Below are 11,896 nucleotides of genomic sequence, written 5' to 3'. Positions count from 1 at the left end.
TTCACAGCTCAACATCTTTTTTCCTGAACGGTTAAAACTTGAGCTTTAGGGTGACACAGTTGAGTGAACAGTCTCTTCAATATTTTCAAGTAACTTTTGCTTGACTAGCGAAGAAACAAACTTTCCTTGTTCATTTTTATCTGCCACTACCTGTAGTTTACTTGTAAAAGCGTCATTATTAAAAATTATAGGTAACCCTAAACCATTCGAACCTTTAATTATAAGACTCCCCAAAGAACCATTATCTTTTTCCTTAACAAGACTTCTAATAAAGGGAAGTAATCGTTTTTTACTTCCTTTTTTATAGCCAAGCTTAAGCAAAAAATCACCAGGAGAGTCATAACCAAGCAAATCAGTAAGAGCCTTTCGCTTAGAGCTATCATTGGAAAACAAACCATCCAAGCTTGTAAAAGAGATTTCATTTACTTCCTCTATTAAACGAATAAACTCCTCAACTGAAACATAAGTATCATCAATCTCAAAATTAGTCTTATTCTTGGTAATTTGTTTTAAAATATTTTTGATGATCCATTTTTTATTTGAGTGTGACATATATAATATCTTAGCCTCATAAAAATACATGCAAAATACTTGGGAACAAAGCTCAACTTGCTCCAATGTGCGAATATTATCCTCTTTATGACCTGTTTGCGTATGAGTAATAAAGTCATCACGAGGGTGAGGTTTTCCGTACTCAATATCTAACCACAAATATTTATCTTCATTAGTAATTCTTACTTCATGATATGTATCTGAAATATTACCTTTATATTCAGACAAGACACCTTGAAAGGAATCTCTATCAGCTTCAATATAACGCAATCCTTTTTCGATCTTTTCTTCAATCAATCTAAACCTTGTAAACTCCATCTTGTATACCTCTACATACTCTTAATATTCTGGCAAAACTAAAATCATACTGTATCTAGTAAACTCCAGCCTATAATCAACTCCACCAAACACTACTTGTCATAACAAACTCCCTTCACAATTGATTTCCAATAAGGATTTTACCACATATAACGATTATTTATAGCTATGATTGCCCATTGATAAAGTCTAGTATCGAAGAAATTTTTGATGCTTTCAGGTAAGTGATCAGCCTGTAGGTAATAGCGACTATTAACAGTTGAGATTACCCGCAACAATCAACTGATCTAAATTGTAGCCTTGTTGAATGGCTATATTTTTCATCAAATCTAACTGCTGTTGACTAATATACTTTGTGCGACTTAGAAACCACAGATATTCTCTGGAAGGTTCGCCAACCACAGCATATTGATAATCATCAGAGACGTATAAGATCCAATACTTACCCGTAAATGGCCAAAAGAACCTGACTTTAAGCTTACTATTATCATCGGCATTAGATCGCCAAGCAGTTGCTGTGGCTTCTTTTAACTTGCCATCTTTATAACACGCATTGGTGACTGAAATTTTATTTTGATCAAGCACCTTATATTCAGCAGTAGAGCAATGACAACCTTTTTGGAAGCTATTAGGCAGGCGAGCTATCTCATACCACTTACCCATATACTTTTGCAGATCAACACTCTTTGCTGTCTGCATGGGTTCATACGTGGCACATCCGGCAACTAACAACACCATTGAGACCAACCACCACTGTTTTATCCTTTTCATAATACCGCTTCCTTATAACACTTTATAATACTTTTTCAACACCCCAACCACCTCTTCCATCTGATTCGCACGTGAGCCCTTAACTAAAATGCGTGAGCGTTTATTTTGGTTATTGTTAAGATCACTTTGTAAAGCATCAATTAACGCACTTTTGTGCTCAAAATATCGTGCATGATCTCCTGCTTCTTTAGCCAGTAATGTCATCCATGCTTTATTGCCATACAAATAGACATAGTCAATGTTTGATTGTTTAATCAAGCGACCAACCTCTTGATGATAATGCTCCGCATGCTCACCAAGCTCACCCATATTACTAAGCACAAGATACTTCTGACCCTTAAATGTCGCTAAATCATTAATTGCTGCTTTAACCGATTGAACACTGGCATTATAAGTGTCATCAATGAGTGTCACATAATCATTTAAAGTTACTAAAGAGAAGCGTCCTTTATAAGGCTGATACTCTGCTAATGCATTAAGCGCTTTGTAAATATCTAATCGCAAGGCATAGATAAACGAAAGTGCCGTTAATGTATTTTGAATATTATGCTGACCAATAACATTCAATCGTGCTTCGTAGTGATTCTTTGCCACGCTCACTGTAAAGCTCAATGTTGTTACTGATTCTGTTTGATCATATAAATAAATATCAGCTGCCGTGTTATTCATCGAGAATGTCACTTGATCAACTGCTAAAGCTTTAGCAAAGGCATTAATTCTTGGATCATCCAAATTAACAATTGCTTTACCCTGTGGCTGTATGCCTTGCAGTAAGGCACCCTTTTCAATCATTACACCATCTAAAGATTTTAGCTTTTCCAAGTGTGATGCTGAGACATTGGTAATGCCGGCATAATCTGGCTTGATTAACTGTGTTAAATGCGGGATTTCACCTGGGGCATTGGTGCCCGCTTCAATTACCACAAAATCAGCATCTTGTGGCGTTGATAGCACTGTCATCGGCACACCGAGATCATTGTTAAAATTACCATGACTATAATGCACCTTACCAAATGCTTTAAGCATAGATACTAGCATTTCTTTGGTGGTTGTTTTGCCGCAACTTCCCGTTATTGATAACACGGGCATATTAAGTGTTTGGCGATATAAAACGGCTAAGTCAAACAGTGCTTTACGCGTATCTTTGACGATGATTTGTGGCACGTCAAGATCAGCTTGTTGTTGTGTCACTAGAACTGCAGCTGCACCATTTTGTATGGCATGATCAATAAAATCATGCCCATCACGTTCGCCTTGTAATGCGACAAAAAGCTGTCCCTGACTAATCTCTTTTGAGTTAATATGCGCACCAGTAATTGCCACATCCTGCCCAATGTACTGACAATCATTTAATTGCAAAGCCAGTGATTTTAATGACTTAATCATTTTTTCTCCAAAACTCCAATACCACTTCACGTTCATCAAAATGTGTTTTTTGATGGTTTTTATCTAAATAGGTTTCATGCCCTTTACCGGCAAGTAAAATAACATCATGAGCATTTGCAATGCTTAATGCATACTCTATCGCCTGTTTACGCGCTTCAATTACGATAAATTGAGTAAACTCATCGTTAAATCCCGATGTAATATCTCGAACAATATCCTTAATATCATCCGTGCGATTATTATCCTCTGTCACAATCACAAAATCAACATATTGTTGCGCTGCTTTTGCCATTAATGGGCGCTTGCTATGCTCACGTGAGCCGCCACAACCAAACACACAATAAAGCTTACCCTTTGTTTGCACACGCACGGCTTGTAAGGCTTTAGCTAGAGCATCTGCGGTATGCGCATAATCGATAACAACAGTTGCTTTTCCATCATGTATAAGCTTTTCAAGACGTCCTTTGGGATTCTGTAAATCACTTAAGGTTGTTATCACGTCATCAAAGGGATAATCGTTTGCCAATAAAGCACAAACGACTGCGGCAATATTGCTGATATTGTATTCACCCATAATAGGGATTGTAATAGCTAATGCCTTGTTGTTTTTAAAAAGTATATCAACCACAAAGCCTTGCGGCGATATTGATTGTATTGGCATACAACAATCGGCTTTACTATTAACGAGGCTAAAACTAAAAATCTCTTTCTCTTGCTCTTCAATCAACTCATCATACAAACGCCTACCATAGTCATTATCAATATTAATCACACATTTCTTGACACTTGCTAATTTAAATAACTGACGCTTGGCTTGAAAATATTGCTCCATCGTCTGGTGATAATCCAAATGATCGATATCAAGATTACTAAAAATCGCCGTTTGAATATTGACATTGAGAATACGCTGCTGACTAATGGCATGTGATGACGCTTCCATGGCAATCGTATCAACATCTTGATCATACAAGTTCTTAAGTACCCGCTGTAGGCTTAGATTATCCAAAGTCGTTAAAGCGGAATCTTCAAGTTTTGGAAATACACCATTGCCAATCGTTCCAAGCACACCGACCTTATGCTTAAGCCTTGTCATGCTTTGCGCCAAGAAATGACAAATTGAAGTTTTACCATTAGTACCTGTCACTGCAAAGATGCTTTGCTGCTCAGATGGGTAATCATAAAACCAGCTTGCCAAGCTTGCGAGAATTGATTTTAAATTCTGAATCTCGATAACAAAAGGAATATCCTGTGGATCAATTAAGTCAATATCTTCAACCAAGATCAATTGAACACCTTGAGCGCGTAATTCATTGACATAACGATGCCCATCATGCATTTGCCCTTTAAGTGCAATAAAGCCATCGTTTTTTGTGACTAAACGATGATCTTGATAAAGGTTTTCAATGAGAAAATAAGAATGATTTTTAAGATCTACAGTCTGATAAGAAGTTAGTTTTAATGCATTAATTTCTATTAGAAAGGCTCTGATTTGAGCAATAGTTTTCACGATTATTGATTGATTAGCTTGGCCATGACCATATTTCTACCCACTTTGATTGTATGAGCGCTAGCTGAGCGTAAGTCGAAGCCTCTATGAGAGTGTATTACCCTTCGACTTACGCTCAGGGTACGGTGAGCACTTGTGGGTGAATGTTTAGTCTTAGGCATTAGTTTATTTCACTTGACGCTTTTCTTTAACAGCAGATGCTAGTTTATCAAGCATCTCAACCGTTTCATCCCAACCAACACAAGCATCAGTAATACTTTTGCCATACTCTAATGGAGTAACAAAAATCGACTGATTGCCTTCTTTTAAGTTACTCTCAATCATCACTCCAAGAATATCCTGACTACCTGCTTTGTATTGACCACAAATATCATCAATCACCAAAGATTGTTTTTTGTAATCTTTGCTGCTATTACCATGACTGCAATCAATCATCACCTTTTGTGGCAAGTGATGCTCTTTTAACGCATCAGCGGTTTGATCAACATATTCCTTGGCATAGTTTGGTCCATCATTACCACCACGTAAAATAATATGTGCATCGGCATTGCCTGTTGTTTCGAAAATTGCCGTTGTGCCTTGTTTAGTTACACCTAAGAAATGATGCTTTGATTTCGCCGCTCTTACCGCATCAACCGCAATCCCAATGCTTCCCTTAGTACCATTTTTAAAGCCTATTGGACAAGATAAGCCTGAAGCTAACTCACGATGCACCTGACTCTCAGTCGTGCGCGCACCAATGGCACCCCATGCAATGAGATCCGAAATATACTGTGGACTAATCACATCTAGAAACTCAGTTGCGCACGGTAGTCCCATATCTGAAATATCCAATAACAACTGGCGTGCCATACGTAAGCCTTTGTTAATTTTAAAACTATTATCTAAATCAGGATCATTAATCAATCCTTTCCAACCCACCGTTGTTCTTGGTTTTTCAAAATAGACACGCATAATCACAACAAGCTCATCAGCATGCTTTTTTGCTTCACTCAATAAAAGACCCGCATATTCTTTTGCCGCTTTAATATCATGTACTGAACACGGCCCAACAACGACAACCATACGATCATCTTTGTTTTGAAGCACATTGGATACTGCCTTACGCGCAGCAATCACTGTTGCCGCAGCTTCTTTGGTAATCGGATGCTCTTCATGAATAACGCCAGATGGCACCAAGGTACGTTTGTCTTTGATACGTGTATTATCTGTTTTATCGTGTATGTCTATCACGCTCTCTACTCCACTTTATACTGTTTTTTTACTTTTTATTTTTTGAAGTTTTATCCACTATAACATGAATTAAGAACATGCCAACATGTCCCGCTAAATAATACCAAACAATTTGCGCAAAGAACTCATGTAGCTCTTTGATGTCATGTAGCAATGGGGCACCAATATAGTTTTCCGGAATCACAAGCCAGAGTATCCCCAATAAAGCAACCAAGAAAAGTAATAAAAACCCTAAGCCTTGAACCAATCCAGCTAACCCACCGAAATCACGATCAGGCAATTGCCGACGATACAATATTTTTATATCCTCTATCACAGGCATCAAACCTTTTTTATTGTAAGGAAAAAGATGCCCGAATTTATCTTTTTCCACTAGGCTTGCAGCACGTAATAAATAGGCTAATAACAAGAAAAATACAGTGACACCAAAAATTTCATGAAATAGAAATAATTTTAATGTCCACGGTTCAACACCTGGCTTTACTTTATGATGCATCCATTGCGCTGATAACAATTGAAAAATAATTGCCAAAGCGAACAACCAATGAATAATATGCGCCAATATGTCATAATGTGTTTGTTTTTTCATAAATCTCCCCCTCTTATGATATTTTTTGATAGACATAACGCGGCATAATTTCATCCGCTGTAATTTTATTCTCAAAGTCAATCCGAAGCAAAATGCCCAAGGCAAAGCACATAATAAGCAAACTACTTCCACCATAGCTAATCAATGGTAATGTCAAGCCTTTGGTTGGCAGAACACCAATATTCACCCCGATGTTAACAATCACCTGAAAAGCCACCCAGAAGCTTATACCATAAGCAACATAGCTTTGAAAGTGACGATTGAGAATATAAGCAAGACTCGCAATTCGCATACCTTTCCAGATCAAATAAGCATAAACCATAAGCAGTGTAATCACACCAACTGCACCTAACTCTTCAGCAACCACTGATACTATAAAATCAGTATGCGCCTCAGGTAGGAAAAACTGCTTTTGAATACCACTACCTAAGCCATCACCAAACCAACCACCTCGACCATACGCAATAAGTGCTTGTACCAACTGATAGCCGGTATTATTGGCATCCGCCCACGGGTTCATAAAGCCATTTAAACGCGCCAAACGATACGGTTCAAAAAGCACTAAAAAGGTTGCCGCAACACCACCTAATACAATCAGGATAATAAACCATCTCAATTTGACACCTGCCATAAACATAATGCCAAACACACAGGTAAACATCACAACAGATGCACCAAAATCAGGCTCTTTAAGTAGCAGACCTGCCATTGCTGCAAGAATAATCAGCGGCTTAACAACACCTTTAAATGTTTCTCTGGCAACATCTCCAAAACGCACCAGATAAGATGAAAAATACATAATAGCGCATAGCTTAACAACTTCTGAAACCTGCACATTAATCACAATCAAAGGTATCCAACGTCTTGAGCCATTGACCTCACGTCCAATATGCGGAATCAACACAGCAACGAGCAAAACAAAGGCAATAATAAGCCATAGTTTATAAATTTTCTGATAGTTATCTGTTGGCACCAGTAATGCACAGATCATCGCACCTATACCCAGCACGGCAAAGAAGCCTTGACGCATACAATAAAAGTAAGGATTGCCATAATCATAATTAGCATCAACCATTGATGCCGAAGTCACCATAATCCAACCAAACGCTAATAATCCCAGCACCAAAAAAACAAATGCCATATCAAGCTCAATGGTCGCTCGAACGCGCACCTTTTTGCTATTGCGCTGACTAAATAAATTACGAATAAAAAAAAGCACGCTGTTACCTTAGCTTATTAACCAATTCTTCAAAATATTCACCACGATGAGCATAGCTTAAAAAGCCATCGAAGCTTGCACATGCGGGTGATAATAACACAATATCATTTTGACAAGCGAGGGTTGTGGCAGCATTAAATGCCTCATCAAGGCTCTGACAAAGCGTACAATCAACCTCATTGGCAATGGCTTGATAAATTGACATCCGATCCTGTCCATAAACGATTGCTTTTCTAACATACGTTTTAAGTACAGGTACCAACTCGCTAAAATCAGCACCCTTTGCTAAACCACCTAACAAAATAATAATGTTTTTAGTCTCCTTACTTCCTAGGCCCATAAGGGCGGCTTCGGTTGATGCAATATTGGTGGCTTTTGAGTCATTAATATAGAGAATATGTTCAAACGCTCTAACCAAGCGGCAGCGATGCGCAAGTGGATTAAACGTAGCAATTGCCGATTTAATCTTGGCTTTACTACTATCTGACAACCCTATAGCTTGTTCTAAGCTTCCGCCTTCTCCCAACACCCCGCCTCGCATGCTCGGCACCCCTCTTGCAAAGAGGGGAACCTCTACCTCTGAGTCTACTTGATTCCCCTCTTTATAAGAGGGGTGACAGTCGTAGACTGGCAGGGTGTTTTTAAAATCACAAGCTTGCCTTGAGGTTGCTAAAGCACCTGCTATCATTTCTAAAATAACCAACACTGCTAATATATTCTCAAGATTATGTCTGCCTTGTAATATCACCTCAGGCTGCCGACAAAATACCTCGTGATGAAATATAGCTTTATCATCATCGATATAAGTAACGTCATTATTAAAGTATGAAAGAGTATCATCCACTCTATGATTTAATAAATCTTTTTGTTTGGCATTCATCACACGGTATTTGCCACGTGCGAACAATGCAAGTTTAGAATCACAATACGCCTTATAATCAGCATAACGATCCAAATGATCTGGGGATAAATTTAATACTGCCACAACATCAAACTGTGCGTTTTTTAATAAATCGATCTGAAAGCTTGAGATCTCAAGTACATAAACATCAACTTTTCCATCGATAAGGCTTAAAGCAGGGGTACCGATATTGCCACCTAAAGCAGCATTTACTCCAAGGTTTTGCAGCACATGGAAAAGTAAAGAAACAACCGTACTCTTGCCATTTGAACCCGTGACCGCAATGACTTTTTGCTTATGTGATCTCGTTGCATTACATGCCGCAATATGTAGTGCAAATAATTCAATATCACCAACGACTTTATGCCAATGAGTATAGAGTTGATTAAATGGTGCTCTATTGATAGGAATACCAGGAGCTACGACAATTAAATCATAACTTTCAAGGTTGATTTCATCAAAGTTTTGGTAATCAACTGTCACCGGGCTGTTTTTAGGGTGCTGATCAAATATATCGATCTCTAACACATAAGCCTTTAGATAATTAACAACAGCAACCCCTGAAGCACCAAGACCCACAACTAATACATGTTTGATGTGTTGTGTTTGATAATAAAAAGGCTTTGATTCGATCATTTAATCGCCTTATTAGCGCACTTTAAGTGCAGCAAGCCCGATTAATACAAAAATAACCGTCAAAATCCAAAAACGCACGACAACTTTGGTTTCAGGCCAACCTTTTAATTCAAAGTGATGATGAAGTGGCGCCATTCTAAAGATACGTTTTTTTCTTAGTTTATATGATCCAACTTGCAGAATAACTGAAACCGTTTCCATCACAAACAAAAAGCCCATAATAAAAAATACTAACTCTTGACGAATAATCACCGCAATCGTACCAAGTGTCGCCCCCAATGCTAGCGAACCAACATCCCCCATAAATACTTCCGCAGGATAAGCATTAAACCATAAGAAACCAAAGCCCGCACCGGTAATTGCAGCACAAAATACAACAAGCTCATCAATACCAACATTTGGCATATAATCAAACAGCAAGTGTCCAGCAAAGGCACTATTGGTAATGACATAGGCATAGACAGCAAGCCCCATTGCTACAAGCACAATCGGTAAAATGGCCAAACCATCTAAACCATCGGTTAAATTCACCGCATTGCTACTTCCTGTTATCACAAAATAACCCAACAGGATAACCCAAGCTCCTAACGGAATAACCCAATCCTTGCTAAAGGGAATCGACAAGCTAAAGTCCATATAGTTATGTAATAAGGCATAAACCCACAGCATTGCCACGATTGCAAAAATCGACTGCATCATATATTTATATTTGGCGCGCAAACCTTTAGGATGATTTAATACTAACTTTAGAAAGTCATCTAAAAAACCAATCAAACCAAAACTGACAAGTACAAAAAGCAATACCCATATAAACGGACTATTTAGCTTTGCCCATAATAAAATTGATACAACAATGGAAAAAATAATTAAGCACCCTCCCATTGTTGGTGTGTTTTTCTTAACCAGATGCGTTTGTGGTCCATCATCACGCACCACCTGCCCTATCTGCATTTTACTTAACCAACTGATCATAGGCTTGCCAACAAATAAACTGATTAAAAGTGCTGTTAATGCTGCCATAAGTGAGCGCACAGTCACATAACTGCTAAAAATATGCATAAACGTAAAATATTGTGACAACCAACCGGTTAACCATAATAACATCTAAAAAAACCTTGCCTTAATGACTTTCATTACACGGTTGAAAAACCATGCACCACAAATGAAACGTATTCTAGTCAGCCTAACTGCAGAACACAACCAAAGCTGTGTTAAAATTACTTTTTTTGGCACTTTCCTTTCTAAAGCAAGCGATTATATTTTTTATATTCGCTATATTGCGATTTTATTTAACTTTTTAAGTTGCATCTAGATAAAAAAATACGCGATACTAATTACTCAAAACAATTAGGAATAAAGAGCAAGGTTAGACTCAAAAGGAGAATAAAAATGCCCGTAAACAGTAAACAATGGAGAATCATTTTACTTTCAAGCCTTGGTGGCGCTCTTGAGTTTTATGATTTTGTGATATTTGCCGTCTTTGCCATGGCTATTGGCGAGACTTTTTTCCCTTCATCATCGCCAGTACTTAGCATGTTGGGCGCTTTTGTTGCTTTTGCAATTGGCTATTTGGCGCGCCCTTTTGGCGGCATGTTGTTTAGTCATTTTGGTGACAAATACACACGCAAAAAAGTCTTTGTACTATCGATTAGTATTATGGCATTAGCAACATTATTAATGGGGTTACTACCTAGCTTTAGTACCTTAGGGGTTACTGCAACCATTATCTTTATCCTACTACGTTTGGCTCAAGGCATTGCTATTGGTGGAGAGATTCCAGGAGCTATTACCTTTGTTTGCGAACATATCCCCAAACACCCAGGTCTAGTTTGCGGGGTAATCTTCTTATTTATCAATATTGGAATTTTCTTAGCGGATATTGCTCATGCATTACTCATTCATGTTGATCCATCTATTGCTTGGCGTATTGCCTTTATCTTTGGTGGCGTACTTGCTGTGATTAGCTATTTCTTACGTAAACGTTTGGAGGAGTCTGAACTTTTCCTAAATGAAAGCAAACGCCATACACTACCAATCTTGGCGTTATTTAAGAATCATGCACGCAATGCCATTTTAGGAATTTTCATTGTTGGCTCACAAGCCGCTGTTGTCAGTATTTTCTATTTGTATATTACCTCATTTATGCAATTAAGAGGCTATGATAATACTGTTATCGCTTATACGACGATTATTAACCTGTTTACTTTTTCAGTTTTCTGCACTATTGCTGGAGCCATTTCGGATCGCGTTGGTCAAAAAGTCGTGATTTTAATCAGCGCCCTATTGCTCATCCCAACAGGTATCTATTTTTATCATAGCTTATCGACACATGGCGCGGTAATGCTTTCATATACCTTGGTATCTATTTTTGCCGGCGGTATTGCTGGTGCTGTTAGCGCCTATTTAACGAAGTTATTCCCAACAGATGTGCGCTATTCTGGCATATCGTTTTGTTATAATGTTGGCTTTGCATTATTTGGTGGCTTAACACCAGCGATTGCAACCTATATGATTCATCACACAGGAAACACCAACTCACCAGCCTATCTAATGAGCGCTGTATTTATTATTGCCATCATTGCCCTACTAGCGAGTAAGATGCATATCAAAACATTAGATAAATAAAATAAATAAAAAAAGGCTAAGACTAAATATTCACCCACAAGTGCTCACCGTACCCCGAGCGTAAGTCGAAGGGATGCACTGAGCATCAGTCGAAGTGGGTAATCACACTTCATAGAGGCTTCGACTTACGCTCAGCCAACGCTTACACAATCAAAGTGG

10 protein-coding genes are annotated in these 11,896 nt (G+C 38.2%); 1 reads left to right on the top strand and 9 read right to left on the bottom strand.

Going from position 1 to position 11,896, the window contains the following annotated elements:
• Nucleotides 1-45: 45 nt before the first annotated feature.
• The 9 genes from ACY10D_RS09535 to mraY all read right to left on the bottom strand — a co-directional run bounded on the left by ACY10D_RS09535 (nt 46) and on the right by mraY (nt 10,216).
• The gene (locus ACY10D_RS09535) at nt 46-870 is read right to left on the bottom strand and encodes a hypothetical protein (protein ID WP_487000504.1); all 825 of its coding nucleotides are present in this window, start codon (nt 868-870) and stop codon (nt 46-48) included.
• Nucleotides 871-1,122: 252 nt separating this feature from the next.
• Nucleotides 1,123-1,641: a lipocalin family protein gene (locus ACY10D_RS09530; RefSeq protein ID WP_487000503.1), complete on the bottom strand. Its 519-nt coding sequence runs from the start codon at nt 1,639-1,641 to the stop codon at nt 1,123-1,125.
• Between the two features lie 12 nt (nt 1,642-1,653).
• Entirely contained in the window at nt 1,654-3,027 is a 1,374-nt protein-coding gene (locus ACY10D_RS09525) for a UDP-N-acetylmuramoyl-tripeptide--D-alanyl-D-alanine ligase (protein ID WP_487000502.1), read from the bottom strand.
• Nucleotides 3,020-4,534: a UDP-N-acetylmuramoyl-L-alanyl-D-glutamate--2,6-diaminopimelate ligase gene (locus ACY10D_RS09520; protein ID WP_487000501.1), complete on the bottom strand. Its 1,515-nt coding sequence runs from the start codon at nt 4,532-4,534 to the stop codon at nt 3,020-3,022. The genes ACY10D_RS09525 and ACY10D_RS09520 overlap by 8 nt, the downstream gene beginning before the upstream one ends.
• A 165-nt stretch (nt 4,535-4,699) precedes the next feature.
• On the bottom strand, nt 4,700-5,767 hold the full coding sequence (locus tag ACY10D_RS09515; protein WP_487000500.1) for a 3-deoxy-7-phosphoheptulonate synthase: 1,068 nt from the start codon (nt 5,765-5,767) through the stop codon (nt 4,700-4,702).
• A gap of 28 nt (nt 5,768-5,795) precedes the next feature.
• Entirely contained in the window at nt 5,796-6,356 is a 561-nt protein-coding gene (locus tag ACY10D_RS09510) for a cytochrome b/b6 domain-containing protein (protein ID WP_487000499.1), read from the bottom strand.
• A gap of 13 nt (nt 6,357-6,369) precedes the next feature.
• Nucleotides 6,370-7,575: a putative lipid II flippase FtsW gene (gene ftsW, locus ACY10D_RS09505; RefSeq protein ID WP_487000498.1), complete on the bottom strand. Its 1,206-nt coding sequence runs from the start codon at nt 7,573-7,575 to the stop codon at nt 6,370-6,372.
• 4 nt (nt 7,576-7,579) lie between these two features.
• Nucleotides 7,580-9,112, bottom strand: coding sequence for a UDP-N-acetylmuramoyl-L-alanine--D-glutamate ligase (murD, locus tag ACY10D_RS09500; protein WP_487000497.1), 1,533 nt, complete (start codon nt 9,110-9,112; stop codon nt 7,580-7,582).
• Between the two features lie 12 nt (nt 9,113-9,124).
• Complete coding sequence (gene mraY, locus ACY10D_RS09495) at nt 9,125-10,216, bottom strand: phospho-N-acetylmuramoyl-pentapeptide-transferase (protein ID WP_487000496.1); 1,092 nt, start codon at nt 10,214-10,216, stop codon at nt 9,125-9,127.
• A gap of 285 nt (nt 10,217-10,501) precedes the next feature.
• Here mraY and ACY10D_RS09490 point away from each other — a divergent pair, with 285 nt between their 5' ends.
• On the top strand, nt 10,502-11,737 hold the full coding sequence (locus ACY10D_RS09490) for an MFS transporter (RefSeq protein ID WP_487000495.1): 1,236 nt from the start codon (nt 10,502-10,504) through the stop codon (nt 11,735-11,737).
• Nucleotides 11,738-11,896 lie beyond the last annotated feature (159 nt).

This window comes from Cysteiniphilum sp. (assembly GCF_057495195.1).
This window is presented reverse-complemented; position numbering and strand designations above follow the sequence as displayed.